The 19,886-nt window shown below is 65.3% G+C and carries 19 protein-coding genes; 12 read left to right on the forward strand and 7 right to left on the reverse strand.

All coding sequences use genetic code 11. The features are described 5' to 3' along the window. Positions 1 to 124: 124 nt before the first annotated feature. The gene (locus tag ABIC51_RS00655) at positions 125 to 946 is read left to right on the forward strand and encodes a fucose-binding lectin II (RefSeq protein WP_124533756.1); all 822 of its coding nucleotides are present in this window, start codon (positions 125 to 127) and stop codon (positions 944 to 946) included. Between the two features lie 153 nt (positions 947 to 1,099). After that, on the forward strand, positions 1,100 to 1,945 hold the full coding sequence (locus tag ABIC51_RS00660; RefSeq protein WP_175898613.1) for an AraC family transcriptional regulator: 846 nt from the start codon (positions 1,100 to 1,102) through the stop codon (positions 1,943 to 1,945). Between the two features lie 186 nt (positions 1,946 to 2,131). Here ABIC51_RS00660 and ABIC51_RS00665 read toward each other — a convergent pair whose 3' ends face one another. From ABIC51_RS00665 to ABIC51_RS00675, 3 genes are all read right to left on the reverse strand, one after another. Beyond that, positions 2,132 to 2,464, reverse strand: a complete 333-nt coding sequence (locus ABIC51_RS00665; protein WP_027790006.1) for a helix-turn-helix domain-containing protein — start codon at positions 2,462 to 2,464, stop codon at positions 2,132 to 2,134. Continuing rightward, on the reverse strand, positions 2,457 to 2,873 hold the full coding sequence (locus ABIC51_RS00670; protein ID WP_319000658.1) for a type II toxin-antitoxin system RelE/ParE family toxin: 417 nt from the start codon (positions 2,871 to 2,873) through the stop codon (positions 2,457 to 2,459). The genes ABIC51_RS00665 and ABIC51_RS00670 overlap by 8 nt, the downstream gene beginning before the upstream one ends. Before the next feature lie 205 nt (positions 2,874 to 3,078). After that, positions 3,079 to 4,443, reverse strand: coding sequence for a M23 family metallopeptidase (locus ABIC51_RS00675; RefSeq protein WP_175898610.1), 1,365 nt, complete (start codon positions 4,441 to 4,443; stop codon positions 3,079 to 3,081). Positions 4,444 to 4,783: 340 nt separating this feature from the next. Between ABIC51_RS00675 and ABIC51_RS00680 the strand changes: the two genes are divergently transcribed. After that, a complete protein-coding gene (locus ABIC51_RS00680) occupies positions 4,784 to 5,653 on the forward strand; it encodes a mechanosensitive ion channel family protein (protein ID WP_146254647.1) in 870 nt (289 codons plus the stop codon). 80 nt (positions 5,654 to 5,733) lie between these two features. On the opposite strand, the gene ABIC51_RS00685 is transcribed toward ABIC51_RS00680, so the two are convergent. After that, on the reverse strand, positions 5,734 to 6,876 hold the full coding sequence (locus tag ABIC51_RS00685) for a branched-chain amino acid ABC transporter substrate-binding protein (protein ID WP_060086045.1): 1,143 nt from the start codon (positions 6,874 to 6,876) through the stop codon (positions 5,734 to 5,736). A 69-nt stretch (positions 6,877 to 6,945) separates the two neighbouring features. Beyond that, on the reverse strand, positions 6,946 to 7,983 hold the full coding sequence (locus tag ABIC51_RS00690; protein ID WP_059489445.1) for a histone deacetylase family protein: 1,038 nt from the start codon (positions 7,981 to 7,983) through the stop codon (positions 6,946 to 6,948). Positions 7,984 to 8,098: 115 nt separating this feature from the next. Between ABIC51_RS00690 and ABIC51_RS00695 the strand changes: the two genes are divergently transcribed. From ABIC51_RS00695 to dbpA, 5 genes are all read left to right on the forward strand, one after another. After that, positions 8,099 to 8,587: an Lrp/AsnC family transcriptional regulator gene (locus ABIC51_RS00695; protein ID WP_027790012.1), complete on the forward strand. Its 489-nt coding sequence runs from the start codon at positions 8,099 to 8,101 to the stop codon at positions 8,585 to 8,587. A 65-nt stretch (positions 8,588 to 8,652) separates the two neighbouring features. Further along, complete coding sequence (locus tag ABIC51_RS00700) at positions 8,653 to 8,940, forward strand: hypothetical protein (protein WP_027790013.1); 288 nt, start codon at positions 8,653 to 8,655, stop codon at positions 8,938 to 8,940. Positions 8,941 to 9,462: 522 nt separating this feature from the next. Further along, the gene (gene mqo / locus ABIC51_RS00705) at positions 9,463 to 11,124 is read left to right on the forward strand and encodes a malate dehydrogenase (quinone) (RefSeq protein WP_172535130.1); all 1,662 of its coding nucleotides are present in this window, start codon (positions 9,463 to 9,465) and stop codon (positions 11,122 to 11,124) included. A gap of 441 nt (positions 11,125 to 11,565) precedes the next feature. Next, a complete protein-coding gene (locus tag ABIC51_RS00710; protein ID WP_027790018.1) occupies positions 11,566 to 11,763 on the forward strand; it encodes a hypothetical protein in 198 nt (65 codons plus the stop codon). Further along, positions 11,760 to 13,157: an ATP-dependent RNA helicase DbpA gene (gene dbpA, locus ABIC51_RS00715; RefSeq protein WP_354006301.1), complete on the forward strand. Its 1,398-nt coding sequence runs from the start codon at positions 11,760 to 11,762 to the stop codon at positions 13,155 to 13,157. The genes ABIC51_RS00710 and dbpA overlap by 4 nt, the downstream gene beginning before the upstream one ends. Before the next feature lie 64 nt (positions 13,158 to 13,221). On the opposite strand, the gene ABIC51_RS00720 is transcribed toward dbpA, so the two are convergent. Continuing rightward, positions 13,222 to 14,046, reverse strand: coding sequence for a phosphate/phosphite/phosphonate ABC transporter substrate-binding protein (locus ABIC51_RS00720; RefSeq protein ID WP_124546448.1), 825 nt, complete (start codon positions 14,044 to 14,046; stop codon positions 13,222 to 13,224). Positions 14,047 to 14,344: 298 nt separating this feature from the next. Between ABIC51_RS00720 and ABIC51_RS00725 the strand changes: the two genes are divergently transcribed. Together ABIC51_RS00725 and ABIC51_RS00730 are read left to right on the forward strand one after the other, a co-directional pair. Further along, the gene (locus ABIC51_RS00725) at positions 14,345 to 15,370 is read left to right on the forward strand and encodes a fatty acid desaturase (protein ID WP_226228539.1); all 1,026 of its coding nucleotides are present in this window, start codon (positions 14,345 to 14,347) and stop codon (positions 15,368 to 15,370) included. A 239-nt stretch (positions 15,371 to 15,609) separates the two neighbouring features. Further along, positions 15,610 to 16,812, forward strand: a complete 1,203-nt coding sequence (locus ABIC51_RS00730; RefSeq protein WP_060083049.1) for a benzoate/H(+) symporter BenE family transporter — start codon at positions 15,610 to 15,612, stop codon at positions 16,810 to 16,812. Between the two features lie 34 nt (positions 16,813 to 16,846). Here the strand turns inward: ABIC51_RS00730 and ABIC51_RS00735 are convergent, their stop codons facing one another. Next, positions 16,847 to 17,734, reverse strand: a complete 888-nt coding sequence (locus tag ABIC51_RS00735; protein ID WP_175860571.1) for an NmrA family NAD(P)-binding protein — start codon at positions 17,732 to 17,734, stop codon at positions 16,847 to 16,849. An 876-nt stretch (positions 17,735 to 18,610) separates the two neighbouring features. Here ABIC51_RS00735 and ABIC51_RS00740 point away from each other — a divergent pair. Next, positions 18,611 to 19,069, forward strand: coding sequence for a PAAR domain-containing protein (locus ABIC51_RS00740; RefSeq protein WP_226113274.1), 459 nt, complete (start codon positions 18,611 to 18,613; stop codon positions 19,067 to 19,069). Positions 19,070 to 19,084: 15 nt separating this feature from the next. Beyond that, positions 19,085 to 19,846: a hypothetical protein gene (locus ABIC51_RS00745; protein WP_175852081.1), complete on the forward strand. Its 762-nt coding sequence runs from the start codon at positions 19,085 to 19,087 to the stop codon at positions 19,844 to 19,846. The last annotated feature ends 40 nt before the right edge of the window (positions 19,847 to 19,886 follow it).

A 19,886-nucleotide genomic window follows, 5' to 3' on the forward strand; every position in this document is an offset into this window, starting at 1 on the left:
CCTGACGCACGGCCGACGACCGACCACCGCCGGCCGCCTCCGGGCCGGCCGGCGGTTGGGCACCGCATTCAGCGGCGCCTCGCGCCGCACTCCACAGAAACCCGTCCTACCAACGGAGACATCCATGCCCCTCCTTTCGGCTTCGATCATCAGTGCACCCGTGGCGACCTCGGAGACCTACGTCGACATCCCGGGCCTGTACATCGACATCGCCAAGGCAGAGATTCGAAACGGGAAACTGCAGGTCATCCTCAACGTGCCGACGCCGTACGCGACCGGCAACAACTTCCCCGGCATCTATTTCGCGATCGCGACCGACAAGGGCGTCGTCGCGGACGGCTGCTTCACCTATTCGTCGAAGGTGCCCGAAAGCACCGGGCGCATGCCGTTCACGCTCGTCGCGACGATCGACGTCGGCACCGGCGTCACGTTCGTGAAGGGCCAGTGGAAAAGCGTGCGCGGCAGCGCGATGCATATCGACTCGTACGCGAGCCTGTCCGCGATCGGGGAAACGGCGGCGTCATCGTCGTCGCCCGCCGGCGGCGGCAACGAAACCGGTGCGGACAGCGGCAGCGGTGCCGGCGGCATCGGCGGCGGCGAGCGCGACGGCACGTTCAACCTGCCGCCGAACATCAAGTTCGGCGTCACCGCGCTCACCAACGCCGCGAACGACCAGACGATCGACATCTACGTCGACGACAACCCGAAACCGGCCGCCACGTTCAAGGGTGCCGGCGCGCAGGACCAGAACCTCGGCACCAAGGTGCTCGATTCCGGCAAGGGACGCGTGCGCGTAATCGTGATGGCGAACGGCAAGCCGTCGCGGCTCGGCTCGCGGCAGGTCGATATCTTCAAGAAGTCGTATTTCGGGATCGTCGGCTCGGAAGACGGCGCCGACGACGACTACAACGACGGCATCGTGTTCCTGAACTGGCCGCTGGGCTGAGTCGCACCGCCCTGCCCGCCGTCGCCACGCCGCACGGCGTGGCGATCCGCTCCAGTGCGTCAGCCGGCGCACGCCCTGCCCGCGCCGCAAGAACGATCAAATGCCCCCGGCGCCGATACCATATAGTCCGCCCGACACACTCATTGGCACGCCATGAATCCGGTAGGACAAGCACTCTGGTTTATCGAAACCACGCTAGACACGGAACTGACGCTCGACAGGATCTCCGCCAGTTGCGACATGTCGCGCTTCGGCTTCTCGCGCCTGTTCTCGATGAACACCGGCTGGCCGGTGATGCGCTACGTGCGGTCGCGGCGGCTCACGCGCGCGGCACGCGCACTCGCGCAAGGCGCGCCGGACATCCTGCACGTGGCGCTCGATGCCGGCTATGGCTCCCATGAGGCGTTCACGCGCGCCTTCCGCGATCTCTTCGGCGTCACGCCCGAGGACGTGCGGGCACGGCGCACCCTCGACGGATTGTCTCTTGTGGAGCCGCTGCGCATGAAAGAACTGAAGATCATCGACGTGAGGCCGTCGCGCTTCGAAACCGCCGGCAAGCGGGTGATCGCGGGCATGAGCGACCGCTATACGTTTGACACCAACGAAGGGATTCCGGCGCTCTGGCAAGCGTTCATCCCATACATCGGTACCCTTCCCGGCCAGGTCGGCGACGTGACGTACGGCGTGTGCTGCAACCCCGATGCGGACGGCAGCTTCGAATACATCGCGGGCGTGGAAGTCACGAGCCGCGACCGGCTGCCCGCGCCGTTTCGCTGGGTCGAACTGGCGCCACAGCGGTACGCGGTGTTCGAACACGCCGGGCATGTCTCGACGTTGCACCAGACCTTCTACAGCATCTGGAACGGCTGGCTGCCGACGTCGGGATTCAAGGCGGTGGACGCACCCGAGTTCGAGCGCTACAGCGGCGACTACGATCCGGTGACGGGCGCCGGCGTGCTGGAAATCTGGTTGCCGGTCGAACCTGTGGCGTTAACGTGAACGAACGTGACAAACAATCGAACCACGCTGATTCTGCAGCCAATGTGTTCGACTACGAAGTGCCCACACGATGAACCAGACGGGCTGCAGTTTCTCGAGGTGCGGGATTCACAGTCAGGATCGTGGCCGCGTATGCGGTCTCCCGACGAAGTTCGTTTGCGAAATCAGCGCCTGACGCCAGCGTGTTCATGCGAACGAAATGACGAGCTTCTTGCCGCACGCTGCGGCGTACTTGCGCAGCGTCGCAAACGACGGCGAGTGCTTCTCGCTCGAAAACGAAGCTTCGAGCCTCGATACGGCCGACGTCGTGGTGCCCATTCGTTCGGCGACCTGAGCCTGAGTCAGGCCCGCATCCTTGCGCGCGTCGAGCAACGCACGAAGCGCGGTGAACTCCTCTTCCAGTGCATCGTATTCCGCCTTGATGGCCGGATCGGTGAGCAGACGTGCGGTGTCTTCGGCAGTGTGTCGGACCGGTGCATACCGCTCCTCGCTTGTATGTGCGGGGCGAGCCTTAGCCATTGTTACGTACCTCCTTCATTCGCCTGCGGGCGATTTGCAACTCGTCGTTGGGTGTTTCCTGCGTCTTCTTGACGAAGGAATGCAGGACGACGAGTTCATATCCCACCCGGATGCAATAGAACACACGCCCGATGCCTTCACGGCCTCGCGGGCGCAATTCAAACAATCCTTCCTCCATCGCGCGCGAATACGGCATCCGCAGATCCGCACCGTGTTCTTCCATCGCCTCGATCAGTCGGAGGTAGCCAGCCAGAATACCCTTGGGCAAAGCGAACACCTCACGCTTTACCCGTTCGTCGTAGTACAGGATCGTCCACTTCTTCATCGCGATATTAGCAAATATGCTAACTCCCATCATACCTGTCGAGTCCTTCCGGTCGGCGCGCTCCGGGCACGTGACCATCCGCATGTATTGCGACTCCTGCGACAAAGCGACATGCCCGCTGCCGGCCACGCGCCCCGATCAGGTACCTCTCGTCAGGCCAGGTGAACCGGGTATCCGGCTTCCGTTTGTCAATTCGTCTTCTACACGCTTCCTTCAGACTCTAAGGCGACGTCTTTGCGATTCGTCAGTTAACCAAACGATCTAATTCCCACATTGCAAGTCCGCGGGGTCAGCCATCGTGCGACGGGGAAAGCGTCGACATCGCGACCGACCGCAGCCAGTCGGCAGACGCGAGCTGCGTGCGCGCATCGAGCGCCACCTGGTTGAACGCCACGCGCCGCTCGCCCTTCAGCTTCGCCGCGTCGCCCGCCTGTACCAGCGCGACCGGGTCGACGAGACGGTCATGCCTGCGCACCTCGAAATGCAGATGCGGCCCCGTGGCCGTCCCCGTGCTGCCGACCGCGCCGACACGCTGGCCGCGCGCGACCCGCATGCCGGTTCGCAGCGTCGGCTCGAACGCCGACAGGTGCGCGTAGTACGACGCATAGCCGCCTTCATGGCGAATCACCACGTACTTGCCATAGCCGCTCGGCTCGGTGCCGATGAACGTCACGACCCCACGTTCCGACGCATGAACCGCGCGCCCGGCCGGTGCCGCGAGATCGACGCCGGAATGCACATGACGCGCGCCGGTCACCGGATGCACGCGCGCCCCGAAATGCGAGCTGATCCGCGTTGCGTTGACCGGCATCGCAAACCGCGAACCGGCGAGCGGCACGCCGTCGAAGTCGTAATAGCCACCCGACGCGCCGTCAGCGGGCGCAAACCACACGCCCGCGACGTACTGGCCGCGAAAGCGGAGCTCGAGCGCCGTCACGCGCGTGCCGCCCGGCTGCATCGCGCTGTCGTCGGGTTCGTATGCGACGCGGAAGGTGTCGCCGAGTGCGCCGTGCTGTTTCAGGTCGATGCGCCCGGCGAGCATGCGGATGACCTGCTCGGCAACGCCGGCCGGCAGATCGGCGCGCGCCAGCGACGCCCGCAGGCTGCCGACGATCGCGCCGCCACGCGCGCCGCGCTCGGCCTCTTCGAGCACGAACGGTTCAGCGGCGGCGAGATCGACGGGACGCCGTTCATACGCGGCCTGTTCACCCATCGCGGGCAACGCCGATGCAAGACCGTAATCGAACCTCGACGCGTACGCGCGTTCGACCGCACCGCGCGCCGCATCGCACAGCACGCGGTAGGCCACACATGCACCGAAGCGCGCAACGGCGCCATCGCGTTCATGCACGCTCGGCACGGTCGACGCAGGCAACGCGTAGGCAACGTCGAGCGGCGCTGCCGACGATGCATGCAAGCCGCCCCACGTTGTTCGCGCGGCATCGAAAAAAGGCACGTCGACAAGGTCGGCCGTCACGGGCGAAAACGGCGCGGTGTCGTGGGACACATGCGCCGACGCACCCGGTGAACCCGCCACACAGGCGGCCGCAACGACACCGCGCAGCAGCGCGCGGCGCATCGGGAAACCGCAAGCGCCGCGGAGCGCGGATAGACCTTGTTCGCGTGCGAGACGGAAACGCAGGTCTAACCGCATGACGTCGTCACTCGCTGTCTGTCAATGAAAAATCGGGAAAGAACCGGGTATCGCGGAGGAAAGATCGTCGCGACCCGGCAACGTGAAGACGAGTGTATCGGCGCGATCGAAGCATCTGAATAGGACAAGTCTCAGTTACTGGAAAAGTCGCTTCGTACTAGATCGAAATCGCGATGTCATGCACCGGCGGCACGGCTGTGCGGCATTTGACCCCACCCATGCGAGCGAACCATCGTGCCGCAGGTACAGTCGAACGCTGCCGGCGCGTGAGCGCGAGCGTGCCCGACCACGGCACATTCGCGTCGCATCGCGCACGGCTTCCTCAACCCGGAATCCCTTCATGTTTCTCGACCAACTACACCCGGAACGCTGGACGTTCCTGTGGAACGCACTGTCCACCCTCTCCATCAAGCTATGTGCCGGCCTGGCGCTGCTCGTCGTCGGCTGGTGGCTGTCGAAACGCATCGGCAACTGGCTGAACCGCCTGCTCTCGAACAAGGAGCGCGTCGACGACACGCTGCGGCCGATCCTCTGCGACGTGGCCGTGTGGGGCATCCGCATCGTCGCGATCGTCGGCGCGCTGTCGCAGCTCGGCATCGAAACCGCGAGCATCGTCGCGGTGCTCGGCGCCGCAGGCCTCGCGATCGGGCTCGCGCTGCAAGGCACGATGCAGAACATCGCGGCCGGCATCATGCTTCTGCTGCTGCGGCCGTTCAAGGTCGGCGACTATATCGACGGCGGCACGGGCGTCGCGGGCACCGTCGACGAGGTCGGGCTCTTCATGACGCGGCTGACGAAACCGGACGGCATCTGCGAGTACGTGCCGAACAGCGCGCTGTGGGGCAGCTCGATTCGCAACTACACGCGCAACCCGACACGCCGCCTCGATCTCGAAGTGGAAGTATCGGTACACGACGACATCGACCGTGCGCTCGATGCGCTGCGCAAGCTGGCGCTCGCCGATCCCGACGTGCTCCGCGAGCCGGAACCGGACGTGATGGTGATGCGCTTCGACGACAGCACGGCGGTCGCGAACATGCGCGTGTGGACGCACACCGACAAGTTCTGGGCGATGCGCTGGCGCCTCGCGCGCCAGGTGCGCAAGGCGCTTGCCGATGCGGATTGCGTGCTGCCGATCCGCGCACGCGAGCTGCACATCGTGCACGACGCGGAGCGCCGCGCCGACAGCGCGCGAGTGCGCGCGCTGTAAACGGCGAAGGCCGCGAAGCCTGTCCCGCTTCGCGGCCCCCGCGACATCAGACGCAACACCAACGCAACATCACCGCCGCGTCACATCTTCACGATATCGAGCAGCGCCTTCTTGCCGCTCTTGTACGTGAACACCGAGATCGCGCCGTGCTTCAGGTCGCCCTGCGGCGTGAAGCTCGTTTCGCCGATCACGCCGCGATAGTCGGTGGCCGGCATCGCGGCCAGCACCTTCGCCGGATCGGTCGAGTTCGCGCGTTTCATCGCGTCGACGATGATGTGGACGGCGTCGTACGAGAACGGCGCATACACCTGCATCGGCTGGTGGTAACGCGCTTCGTAGCGCTTCGCGAACGCCGCGCCGCCCGGCATCTTCTCGAGCGCGATGCCGGCTTCGGAGCACACGACGTTGTCGGAGGCCGGGCCCGCGAGCTTCGGCAGGTCGGTCGAGCACACGCCGTCGCCGGCGAGGATCTTCGCCCGCATGCCGAGCTGGCGCGCCTGCTTCGCGAGCGGGCCGCCCGTCGCGTCCATGCCGCCGTACATGATCGCGTCCGGGTTCGCGCCCTTGATCTTCGTGAGGATCGCGCGGAAGTCGATCGCCTTGTCGTTGGTCGCGTCGCGCGACACGACCTTCATGCCGGCCGCCTTCGCGGCTTTCTCGAACTCGGTCGCGAGGCCCTGCCCGTACGCGGTCGAATCGTCGACCACGGCCACCGTCCTGATGCCCATGTTCTTCGCCGCATACATCGCGAGCGCGGGCCCCTGCTGCGCGTCGGTCGCGACGACGCGATAGGTCGTCTTGAAGCCCTGCTGCGTGTAGGTCGGGTTGGTCGCGGCCTGCGAGATCTGCACGACGCCGCCGTCGCGATAGACGCGCGACGCCGGAATCGACGTGCCCGAGTTGTGATGGCCGACGACCCCGATCACCTTGTCGTCGACGAGCCGCTGCGCGACCTGCGTCGCGGTACGCGGATCGCCCGCGTCGTCCTGCGCGTCGAGCTGCAGCGTGACCTTCTTGCCGCCGATCGTCAGCCCCTTCGCATTGATTTCCTCGACCGCGAGGCGCGCGCCGTTCTCGCTGTCCTTGCCGAGATGCGCGATCGCGCCGGTCAGCGGCGCGACGTGGCCGATGCGCACGATCTCGTCCGCGTGCGCGGGCCATGCGGCCAGCGCGCACGTCAATGCGGCCGCGGTGGCGAGTGCCGTCTTGTGATGCCGGTTCATGCCTGTCTCCTCCTTTGTCGCACTTCGTTCGTGTTCGGATTCGTCGTTCGTCGAAGGCCGCGCATGCGCTCACGCGCGCCCTTCGAATCCCAGCAGTACGTTCACCGCGTTGATGCCGATCTCGTCGACCATGTAGCCGCCTTCCATCACGAACAGCGTCGGCAGGTTCAGGCGCGCGAGCGCCGCGCCGATGCGCAGGTAGTCGGGCGAGCGCAGCCGGAAATGGCTGATCGGGTCGTGCTCGAAGGTATCGACGCCGAGCGAGACGACGAGCGCGTCGGGCGCATGCGCGGCGATCGCGGTTGCCGCCTGGTCGAGCGCCGCCGAATAGGTATCCCACAGCGTGCCCTTCGGCAGCGGCAGGTTCAGGTTGAAGCCTTCGCCCGCGCCGATGCCGCGCTCCTCCGCGTAGCCGGAGAAGTATGGGTACGACACCGGCGCCTCGCCGTGGATCGATGCGAACAGCACGTCCGCACGGTCGTAGAAGATGTCCTGCGTGCCGTTGCCGTGGTGGAAATCGACGTCGAGCACCGCGACGCGCGCGGCGCCCTGCGCGATGCAGTGCTGCGCGGCGATCGCCGCGTTGTTCAGGTAGCAATAGCCGCCCATGTACTCGCGGCCCGCGTGATGGCCGGGCGGGCGGCACAGCGCGAACGCCGCGCGCGCCGCGCCGCTCGACAGCAGGTCGGCGCCGGTGAGCGCCGAGTTCGCGCTCGCGCTCACGGCGTCCCACGTGCCGGCGTTGATCGGCGCGCCGGCGTCCATCGCGTAGAAGCCGAGCTTGCCGTCGATGAACGCGGGCGGCGTCGCGGCGGCCGGCATCGCGCGCACCGGCCACACGAGCGGCAGCGCCTGGCAGGTGCGGCCCGTCGCGGCCCACTCGTCCCACGCGCCGGCGAGGAAATCGACGTAGCGCGCGCTGTGCGCGGCCGCGTAGTGCGCGCGGTCGAACGGTTTCGGCGCGATGACGTCGCCAAGTCCTGCGGCACGCACCTGCGCGAGCACCGTCTCGGCGCGAAGGGGGTTTTCGAACGAATCGGTGATCGCGCCGTCCTTCAGTTCGACGCCGCGATGCAATTGGTGATCGCTGCTGTAGACCGTGAGCATGGTTGACTGTTGCGGTGAGGGTGGCAACAGTTTATTGACCGCAGGCGGCAATAACTTTGCTTTCGACGCGCGCCTTTCGTACAATTTTGCGAAAACCGCCTACGGAATCCCGAAAATGAGCAAAATTCGCGCTTCGGTCGAACTGGATGGCGTGGACCGCGCCATGCTGCGCCTGCTGCAGGACGACGGCGCGCTGTCGAACGCGACGCTCGGCGAGAAGCTGTCGCTGAGCGTCACGCCCTGCTGGCGCCGCCGCAAGCGGCTCGAGGACGAAGGCGTCATCACCGGCTACCAGGCGAATCTCGACCGGCGCGCGCTCGGCATGAACGTGTTCGCGTTCGTGCAGGTGACGTTCAACATGCATTCCGACGAGGATTCCGATCACTTCGAGGAGGTGATGCGACGGCACGACGAAGTGACGTCGTGCCACAAGATCACCGGCGCGGCCGACTACATCCTGCAGGTCGTCGCGGCCGATCTCGATGCGTACGCCGAATTCGTCGAGCGCGTGCTGCGCAAGCAGGCCGGGGTCTCGTCGATCCAGTCGAGCCTCGCGTTGCGCGAAGTGAAGTTCTCGTCGCGCGTGCCGGTACCGGGCGCCTGAACGACGCGGCGAACGCAGGGGCCGTCAGCCGATTCTCCGAATACTCATCCCATGGAGCACCACCCATGAAGCGTTTCGTCCCTTCCCTGTCGCTGGCCGCCACGCTGGCCTGCGCGTTCGCATTGAGCGCCTGTGCCGCACCATCCACGACGCCGGCCCAATCGTCGGCGCCGCCCGCCCCGCCGATGGTCGGCAGCGATCGCGACGCGCATGGCTGCATCGGTTCAGCCGGTTATTCGTGGTGCGAAACGACCCAACGATGCGAGCGCCCGTGGGAACTCGCGAAGCAGAAGGGCTTCGCGAATTCGGCGCAAGCGTACGACCAGTTCTGCCGGAACGGTGCCGCCAAGTAAAGTGACGTGACGTCGCGCGATCGTGTCGCGGCACGCTGCCGCGACACGACGAGACACGAGCAAGACGCTCCCGAAAACCCCTCGCGATCCCGCGCAGTTATCCACACGTTTCCCGGTTCCGCCGACCGTCATTCCGGAAACCCGGACACGCAAAAAACCCCACGAAAACAACGGTATTTTTCGTTTGTGACACAGCAAACGAGTTCGGTTACATTACGCGCCCCTTGCCACCCCGCCCCCCGCAAAACGCGTCGCGCGCGGCCTCTTTCCACGCAGCCTGAAGCGCCTTCCGCCAAGGCTTGCCGCAAGGGCCCGGGCGCGTCGTGCGCCACTGTGACGCAGGCGCTTGCCTGCCCGCGAAAAGCCGATCCGAAGGTGTCCTTCCCGACGGTTTCGCGTGCGCAAATGCAACGCGGCGCGGCGTCGATCCGGAATTCCGGATTCGCGATCCGGATCTCCGGATCCGCGTTTCACCGCGGTCGACACGCGCGCCGGGCGGCTTGGCAAACCGATGCATCCAAGTTGAAAAAGGGATCTGCTGTGATCAAAACGTTACGGGTAATACTGTCGGCGCTCGCGCTGTGCGTCGCCGCGTCGTCCGCGCACGCCGCCGATACGAAGAAGGTCGACGTCCTGCTGGTGGGCGGCGGCATCATGAGCTCGACGCTCGGCGTCTGGCTGCACGAGCTCCAGCCTGACTGGTCGATGACGATGGTCGAGCGCCTCGACGGCGTTGCGCTGGAAAGCTCGAACGGCTGGAACAACGCCGGCACCGGCCACTCGGCGCTCGCCGAACTCAACTACACGCCGGAGAAGGCGGACGGCAAGGTCGACATCTCGAAGGCCATCGAGATCAACGAGTCGTTCCAGATCTCGCGCCAGTTCTGGGCGTGGCAGGTCAAGCAGGGCGTGCTGAAGAACCCGCACTCGTTCATCAACTCGACGCCGCACATGAGCTTCGTGTGGGGCGACGACAACGTGCGCTTCCTGAAGAAGCGCTACGAGGCGCTGCAGGCCAGCCCGCTGTTCCGCGGCATGCAGTATTCGGAGGACTACGACCAGATCAAGCAGTGGGTGCCGCTGATGATGGAAGGCCGCGACCGCAACCAGAAGGTCGCGGCGACGTGGACGCCGATCGGCACCGACGTGAACTTCGGCGAGATCACGCGCCAGTTCGTCGGCTACCTGAAGACGCAGCCGAACTTCACGCTGTCGCTGTCGAGCGAAGTGCGCGAGATCACGCGCAATGCCGACGGCACGTGGCACGTGACGTGGGTCAAGCTGCACTCGGATGAACCGGCGCAGTCGGTCGACGCGAAGTTCGTGTTCATCGGCGCGGGCGGCGGTGCGCTGCACCTGCTGCAGGCGTCGGGCATCCCCGAGGCGAAGGACTACGGCGCGTTCCCGGTCGGCGGCTCGTTCCTCGTGACCGACAACCCCGAGGTCGTGAAGCAGCATCTCGCGAAGGCGTACGGCAAGGCGTCGGTCGGCTCGCCGCCGATGTCGGTGCCGCACCTCGACACGCGGATCATCGACGGCAAGAAGATCATCCTGTTCGGGCCGTTCGCGACGTTCTCGACCAAGTTCCTGAAGAACGGTTCGTACTTCGACCTGCTCAAGAGCACCAACACGCACAACGTCGCGCCGATGATGCGCGTGGGCGTCGACGAATTCCCGCTGGTCCAGTACCTCGCCGGCCAGCTGATGCTGTCGGACGACGACCGCTTCAACGCGCTGAAGGAATACTTCCCGAACGCGAAGAAGGAAGACTGGCGCCTGTGGCAGGCCGGCCAGCGCGTGCAGATCATCAAGCGCGACCCGGTGAAGGGTGGCGTGCTGAAGCTCGGCACCGAGATCGTCAGCTCGCAGGACGGCAGCATCGCGGGCCTGCTCGGCGCGTCGCCGGGCGCGTCGACGGCCGCGCCGATCATGCTGAACCTGATGAAGAAGGTGTTCAAGGACAAGGTCGCGACGCCCGAGTGGCAGCAGAAGATCCGCCAGATCGTGCCGAGCTACGGCACGAAGCTGAACGACAGCCCGGCGAAGGTCGTCGAGGAATGGACCTACACGAGCGACGTGCTGCAACTGGCGCCGCCGCCGAAGATCGACATGGCGACGCCGTCGCAGGCGACGGGCACGGCCCCGGCACGCCCCGCGAAGGCGTCGGCCGACATGGCGCTGTAACGCGTCCGGCCCCGATTCGCCGCACCGCACGGCCACCCTCCGGGGTGGCCGTTTTGCATGGCGGATGCGGATGCCGTGGCGTGCTTCGTCCTGCGGAGGCTTCGCCGGCTGCCATGCCGCCCGCCGCGCCGCTGCCGATCGTCCGCTGCCGGCCATCCGCCACCGGCCGTCCGCTGCCGGCCGCCCGCTAACGGCCGAACCGCAGCCGGTCGCCCCGGCCGCTCGCCCGCTACGGGCCACGCGCGAGCGGCCGCCCCCAGCCGCCCGCCCGCATCCGCTAGAATGCGGGCACGCGCGACGCCGTCGCCACCGATCCACCATCCGCATCGACGCGGTCCACGCGACCGCCGGTGCGGCCCGCGCCCGAGCCGCGCGAGCGCCGCACCTCGTTGCCGCGCCCGCCGGGCGCGCCATCAACCGAATTCAGCTGGAGAAAAATCCGTGTTTACCTGCCGAAACCAGAGCTGCGGCACGCAGTGGGAACAGTCCGACGTCGTCATCAAGGACGAAGGCCAGGGGCTGCTGTTCCGCTGCCCGCTGTGCGGCGCCCGCAACTACCTCGAGCGCTTCGAGGACGATGAAGGCAACGTCGTCTACGAACAGATGGAAGGCAAGCCTTACCTCGGAGACCTCCAATGACCCAGCCGACCGCCACGCCCTTCAGCGCGCTGCCGCTGACGCCGGCCACGCTCGCCAACCTCGCCCAGCTCGGTTATGTCGACATGACGCCGATCCAGGCCGCGAGCCTGCCGGTCGCGCTGGCCGGCCAGGACCTGATCGCGCAGGCGAAGACGGGCAGCGGCAAGACCGCCGCGTTCTCGCTCGCGCTGCTGGCCCGCCTCGACGCGCGCCGCTTCGACGTGCAGGCGATGATCCTGTGCCCGACGCGCGAACTCGCCGACCAGGTCGCGCAGGAAGTGCGCCGCCTCGCGCGCGCCGAGGAGAACGTGAAGGTGCTGACGCTCTGCGGCGGCACGCCGATGCGCCCGCAGGCGCAGAGCCTCGAGCACGGCGCGCACATCGTCGTCGGCACGCCGGGCCGCATCGTGGATCACCTCGATCGCGGCAACCTGAAGCTCGACGCGCTGAACACGCTGGTGCTCGACGAAGCCGACCGGATGCTCGACATGGGCTTCTTCGACGACATCGCGAAGGTCGCGCGGATGTGCCCGACCACGCGCCAGACGCTGCTGTTCTCCGCGACCTATCCGGACGGCATCGTCAAGCTGAGCCAGCAGTTCCTGCGCAATCCGAAGGAAGTGAAGCTCGAGGAGCGTCACGACAACAGCAAGATCCGCCAGCGTTTCTATGAAGTGACGGAGAACGAGCGTCTGCATGCGGTCGGCCAGTTGCTGAACCATTACCGGCCGGTGAGCACGATCGCGTTCTGCAACACGAAGCAGCAGTGCCGCGACCTGCTCGACGTGCTGCACGCGCAGGGCTTCCACGCGCTCGCGCTGCACGGCGAGCTCGACCAGCGCGAGCGCGACCAGGTGCTGATCCAGTTCGCGAACCGCAGCTGCTCGGTGCTGGTGGCGACCGACGTCGCGGCGCGCGGGCTCGACATCGCGCAGCTCGAAGCCGTGATCAACGTCGACGTGACGCCCGATCCCGAAGTGCACGTGCACCGTATCGGCCGGACGGGCCGCGCGGATCAGGACGGTTGGGCGCTGAGCCTCGCGAGCATGGACGAGATGGGCCGCGTCGGTGCGATCGAGCAGGCGCAGAAGCGTGACGTCGAATGGCATCCGCTCGCGGAACTGAAGCCGGCCGACGACGGCGTGCTGACGCCGCCGATGGAAACGCTGCAGATCCTCGGCGGACGCAAGGACAAGATCCGCCCGGGCGACGTGCTCGGCGCGCTGACCGGCGACGCCGGGTTCGACGGCAAGCAGATCGGCAAGATCAACGTGACCGAGTTCTCGACCTATGTCGCAATCGAGCGCGGCGTCGCGCGCGACGCGCTCCGCAAGCTCAATGCGGGGAAGATCAAGGGCAAGCGGGTCAAGGTCCGGTTGATGGACGAGGAGTGACGGGAAGCGGCGCGGACGGTTCCGCCGTTGCGCGCCGCCCTGCGGTGCACCGCACCGCCGCGCATCATGCCAGTTCCGGATACCCGTGCGCGGCGGCGTCCCGAGCAAACACGGCAATCGTGTCGTAGTCTTCCGGCGAAAGCCGCTCGAATCCCTTCAGCCGCAGCACGCGCGCGCGTTCCGCATCGGCCGCGACCGCGACGTCGAGCGCATCCTGCAATGCGGCGACCCGCGTATCTTCCAGCGCCCGCGATGCGATGAACGGCAATCCCGGCGCGGCAGCGCTCATGCCGATGACCCGGATGTCCTTCAGCAACCCGGGCAGCGCGTCGCGCACATACGCGAACGTTACGCAGTCGATCGCCGCGCAATCTACCTCTTCCGCAGCCAGCGCACGCAGCACGTTCAGGTGCGAGCCGAGCGCGGTAACCGAGCCGAAGAAGCGTCCGTCGAGCGCATGCGGCGCAACCGCATGCCGGAGCGCGTTCATCCCGCTGTGAGAGTCGTCGCCGTTGAACGCGGCCCGCAGTCCCCGGCAGGCGGCGAGCGTCGTCGCGCCGCCCGCATGGGCGCGTGCCGACACGACCAGCATGCTGCGGTATCGCGCGCCGTCGCAGCCGTCCGCATCGAAACGCGGTGTCGCGATCAATCGCACGTCGTCGCGCAAGCCCAGCATCCGGTACGGAAAGCCGCAAGTCTGCGACAGCAGCAGATCACCGCGCCGCCACAGCGCGTGCAGGTCGCCGAACGGTTCGTCGGGCAGCGCGACATCGGCGGGCCCGCCCGCGCGCGCGAACGCGGCGAGCGCGTCGCGCAGCAGCGCGCGCCACAGCACGGCATGGCGCGGCGTCACGTTGTACATCGGCAGGGCGGCGATCCATTGGCTCATGCGGGCATTCTACGCAGCGACGGCGGCACAGCGAAACCCGGTTCATCACGCCGGAACGGGGGCACGACCGTCATGCCGCGCGCCTGAAGCTTATCGGCCGCGCGGCGATAAGCAAATGCGAATCGATTGGTTGGCCGTGCCGGGCGATCCCGGTACCGTCGTGATGCCTGCCCGAGCATCGCCATCGTCGCGATACCGGACAGGCCGACCGTGATCCGCGAGACACCTGCGCACCGGGCCGAGCGCACCGGTTCCATCGCTCGTTCCCCGCACTGCCCGATCCATCCGCCTCAACGCCATGGCCGAATACTTCGACGTCGATCACGCGCGCGCGATTGCCGCGCTCGGCGCCCGCTTCACCGCCCGCACCGAGTGGCCGACCTGGCTGCTGGTCGCCGTCATCTACGGCGGCTGGCTGGCCGTGCTGCTGCTCGTGCGCGACGGGCACCTGTCGCTCGCGGCCGCGACGCCGCCGCTGATCCTGCTCGGCGCATGGCACATGTCGCTGCAGCACGAACTGCTGCACGGCCATCCGACACGTTCCGCGTTCATGAACAAGCTGCTCGGCTATCCGCCGCTGACGGTCTGGTATCCGTACACGCTGTATCGCGACACGCACCTCGACCATCACCGCGACGAAGACCTGACCGTGCCGGGCGTCGATCCCGAAACGAACTACGTAACGCGCGAACGCTGGGCGCGGCTGCCGCGCTGGCGTCGCGCGCTGACGGTCGCGCGCAAGACTTTCATCGGACGAATCGTCGTGGGGCCGCCGCTCGCCATCGCCGCGACGGTCGCCGATGCGGTCTCCAGGTTCCGGCGCGGCGACTTCCGCCATCTGCCGATGTGGATCATGCACGTAGCCTGCGTGGTCGTGCTGCTCGCATGGCTGCAACGCGAGATCGGCGTGCCGTGGTGGTACTACCTGCTGGCCGTCACGTGGCCCGCGCTGTCGCTCGCGATGATCCGCTCGCTGTACGAGCACCGCGCCGCGCGGCACCCGAAGGCGCGCATCACGATCAACGAGGCCGGCTTCGCGATGCGGCTGCTGTACCTGAACAACAACTACCACCTCGTTCATCACGACCTGCCGAAGCTGCCGTGGTACGACCTGCCGCGCGCGTACCGGATGCGGCGCGACGCGTATGCGAAGAAATGCGGCGGCTTCGTGATCCGCGGCGGGTATCGCGCGTTGCTCGCGCGCCATGCGTGGACGCCGACCGATACGCCCGTGCATCCGTTCGACCAAGGCACGGCGTCGCTGTCGACGGGGAGCGGGGTAAAGGTGGCGGTGGTCGACAAGGTGCTGCAGGTCAGTACGTGACGTGCGGCGGAGCCGCACTTCTTCGTGAAGCAGCCCGATTCAGCGACGCGGGCGTCAGGCCGTACGGCCGCCGATTCGTCCGCCGCGCCGCATTTTTCTTACGAAATGCCGACGATACCGCTCGTGCCCGCGCATTGCCAATTGCGCCGCCAATGTCCAGAATGGCGGCTCGTCCGGGGCTTCCAACAATCATTCGCCCCGGCTCTGCCCCCGGCCACGCGCCGCACGCCCCCACGACGATGCAATCGAACACCCCGCCCGGCGCAATCCGCGCGATCGGCAACGACTGGTCCGTTTCCGCGATCACCGCGGGCTTTCTCGCGGTCCTGATTTCCTACGCGGGCCCGCTCGCGATCTTCTTCCAGGCGTCGCAGGCCGCGCACGTGTCCAATGAAATGGTGTCGTCGTGGGTCTGGGCGATCTCGATCGGCGCGGGCATCTCGGGCCTGTTCGCGAGCTGGAAGCTGAAGGTGCCGGTCGTCACCGCGTGGTCGGCACCCGGCACCGCGCTGCTCGTCGGCCTGTTTCCGCAACTGACGCTCAACCAGGCCGTCGGCGCCTACATCACGGCCGCGCTGATCATCCTGCTGATCGGCGTGACCGGCTATTTCGACCGGCTCGTGCGTCACATTCCGCGCGGCATCGCATGCGGGATGATGGCCGGCATCCTGCTGCCGTTCGGCACGCACGCGTTCGCCGCCGCATCGGAGCAGCCCGCGCTCGCGTTCGGGATGATCGCGGCCTACGTGATCTTCAAGCGCCTGCTGCCGCGCTACAGCATCGTGCTCGTGCTGCTGACGGGCGCCGCGCTCGCGACGGCGCTCGGGATGACGCATCTCGGCAACGTGTCGCCGAGCATCGCGCACCCGATCTTCATCGCGCCCGAATGGACGCTCGGCACGACGCTCAGCCTCGCGCTGCCGCTCGTCGTCGTCAGCCTCACCGGCCAGTTCCTGCCGGGCATGACGATCCTGCGCGTGTCCGGCTATCACACGCCCGCGCGCCCGATCATCACGGCGACCAGCGTGATGTCGCTCGTGGTCGCGTGCTTCGGCGGGATCACGATCGTCGTCGCGGCGATCACGGCCGCGCTCTGCACCGGCAAGGACGCGCACGAGGATGCGGGCCGGCGCTACGTCGCCGGGCTCGCGAACGGTGCGTTCTACCTGGTCGGCGGGCTCTTCGCGGGCACGATCGTCACGGTGTTCTTCGCGCTGCCGAAGGCGTTCGTCGCGATCCTCGCGGGGCTCGCGCTGATCGGCGCGATCGGCGCGAACGTGCACGGGATCTTCGAGGACGAGAATCACCGCGAGGCGTCGGTGATCACGTTCCTCGCGACCGCGTCGGGCATGACGTGGCTCGGGCTCGGTTCCGCGTTCTGGGGGATCGTGATCGGGTCGCTTTCGTATGCGGTACTGAACAAGGTGCGGCGACAGGCGTGATGCGCAACACGCGCAACGCTCGCCGCCGCGTCGATCAGCGCGCGTGCTGGCGCAACAGCTGCGCGAGTGCATCGGCCGGCGCCGTCGTGCCGTAAAGCCGCTCCGACACGCCCGCCTCGACGTCGATCTGTCCGGCGTTGTGCACGTCGTAGAGATCGACGATCAACTGTGCATGGCGTTCGCTGAGGCCCGCCCGCAGCAGCGTCGCGGCCCAGGTGTCGCGCGGCAGTTCACGCGCGACGATGGACCGGCCCGCCGCCGCGCCGAGCGTATCGGCGATCGCCGCCACGCTCACCCGCTGCGGCCCTTCGACGCTGACGATGCGCGGCCCGTTGCCGCCCTCGGGCGCATCGAGCAGCAACCGCGCCGCGACGACGCCCACATCGGGCGCCCAGACCGTCGGGAACACCTTGCCGACCGGATGGTGGAAGCTCGGCAGCACGCCGGTGCCGAGCGCGACCGGCAGCACGCGCGCCCAGTTCTGCAGATGCTCGGCCGAACGTAGCAGCGTCAATTGCGTCGGGATCGTTCTCAGCCGCTCCTCGAGGTAATGGAATAGACGCGTGATGCCCGTGTTGCCTTCGCGCTCCGCGCCGTAATCCGACAGGGCGAGTAGCGCAGGCGGCGGGTTTGCGGCGAGTGCGGCGGTGGCGACGTCGATCGTCCGCGCCATCGTCGCGGCCGGATCGGGGTCGGCGACGGGTACCGGGCACAGTATCTGTACGGCCTGTGCGCCGTCGATCGCGGATGCGACCGCGTTCACGTCCGTCAGCTCGGCGATCACGACATCGCAGCCAAGCTGCGCGAAGCGTTCACGATGGCGTACGTCGCGCAACACCGCGCGCACGGGATGGCCGGCGTTGCGCAAGGTCGTCACGGTCGACTGGCCGACGTTGCCTGATGCTCCGAAGATCACGAACACGGTTCGCTCCTGGGGGGATGAAGGTGGGGTGATTGTCGAGTCGGAGAGCCAGGGTGTCGGACACAAACGGATGAATCGGACAGAAATGGACGAACGATTCAATGTTTGACGGTTTTTCGCGGAACCGGATAAACCCCAGTAGCACGCGTTCGACACCTCACGGTCTTTGTAATCAAGGGGACGGAAGCGAAGCAACGGGAATACAAGAGCCACCCGGAGACGGTATTTACTTGCGTCTGATCGCCTTGACAGTTGGCCGCCTTGGTGAAGCGGCTGATGCTGAGTGGGATAAGCTCGACGACGAGAATGTGCCACGCTGATCACCCGAGACTCATGTCTAAAGAACTGAGTCTCAGATGATCGCGATTTCGTTGGCGCTGCCGAAACACCACTTCCGACTCAGGCGTTGGGCACCATGTCGAAACGACGCACCGAACTTTTGCGAGTTATTGAGCGCGAATAAATTTGACAGTTGCTCACGTTCTAACCTGCGGCTAACAACCAACCGCACAAATCGCAGTTGCTCAACAAGGCCAGATCACTCCCCGCGCGGGGAGTCCCCACTGATCGCCCTGCTCGCCCATGGACGAGACGTACAGACCAGATTCCCATTACGGGATTCCGAGCAATCTCAATAAAAATCAGATTCATCTCTATATTTTTAAGGATGCATCTCATGTACTTTCTTGCTCGCATCGGGTTCACTTCTTCTTATTCCAAACCTCCTTTTGTTAGAAGATGGCTATATAGCCAATTAACTTGCTTTCAACAATGAAGCACGCCATCCCAATCGAATCAATATTTTAAATCCGCAATAATATGGAGCGGTCAATGAGAGCCAGTCTGATAGGTCGAGCGCAGTGTGTCGTGGGGGATATGACTTCTCACGGAGGGGTTGTCATATCCGGAAATCAATTTCACACATGGAACGACATTCCAATTGCTCGCCAAGGCGATCTTGTGACCTGCCCAAAATGCCCGCCCCATATTTTCAAAATCGCAGAAGGCCTCGAAACGTCGATAAGTGACGATCGGCCCATGGCCGTCGAAGGGCATAGAACGACCTGCGGAGCGGTGCTTATAGCACGGACGGCCCCAGCGAACATGGTCTCCGCTCACACCGCATTCGCGAACGGCTGTGGTTACGACGAGCAATTCATCTTGCGTGATCTGGACGGGCATTCGATTCCAGGGATGCCTTACAAAATCACGGCAGCAGACGGCACGGTATATCGCGGAACCACCGACATGCATGGACGTACTGAGCGCGTAATTTGCGTAGAAACACAGAGCCTAACCATCGAACCAGATATGGATTGGCTGCTTACACGTTAAATCCAGGACTGATCGATGACAAATCTCGCATGGTCGGCCAACGCCGCGACCAATACTACACCGCATAGCTTCCAAGTAGTTCAAACTGACGTGATACGTTACGTCAATAAAGTCGACATCGACAGTGGCTGGTTACTTGTCGGGAGAGACGATCTTCCACGTTCAGAGTGGAAATCACTTTTCAAGTATTGCAAAGTCACGCTTATTGGCAGCAAAAATGGCCGCACTTACTTCAAGGTAATGGAAGGGGAATCTCGGGGAACAATCGCCTTTCTGTCAGATTCGAACGCCAGCCAATACCTTGGCAAGACAGCGCCCACACAAAAATCTGTCGAACTCGTCATGACCTATGGCGCTTATGATGAGAGTTGGGAATCAATCACTCGAAAGAGAATGTTGCCACAGCAATTAGCCAGCGGGACACTCGGCGAAATCAGGTTTGAAGCGACAATGAACACAAGCTGGGGCGGCGAATTTCATCCTATCCCACCCGGAACCTATACAATTTTGCTACCCGACTTCCCTCACAAAAAAGAATATACCGAGCAGTATAAACGCGAATATCCAAATCTATCCCATCATCAAGTCTGGTTTCCTATCGCCCATGGCAACAACAGCAGATATGTTCACGTGGGAAACGTATCGGAAGGATGCGTTACCGTTGTGCACCTGAAGAAGTGGTCCGAGATTCACGAAACGCTTGTTCGCCACCGCGGTCCAGACGGAAACAGCGTAGGCACCCTCATTGTCAAAGGTCAACCTCGGAGAACAAGATAGTGCGTAGCTGCTCCCTTTACACCGCTTGCTTTCTCGTTGC

Origin of the sequence: Burkholderia sp. 572 (genome assembly GCF_040545135.1) — a bacterium.
Lineage (GTDB): Bacteria > Pseudomonadota > Gammaproteobacteria > Burkholderiales > Burkholderiaceae > Burkholderia > Burkholderia cepacia.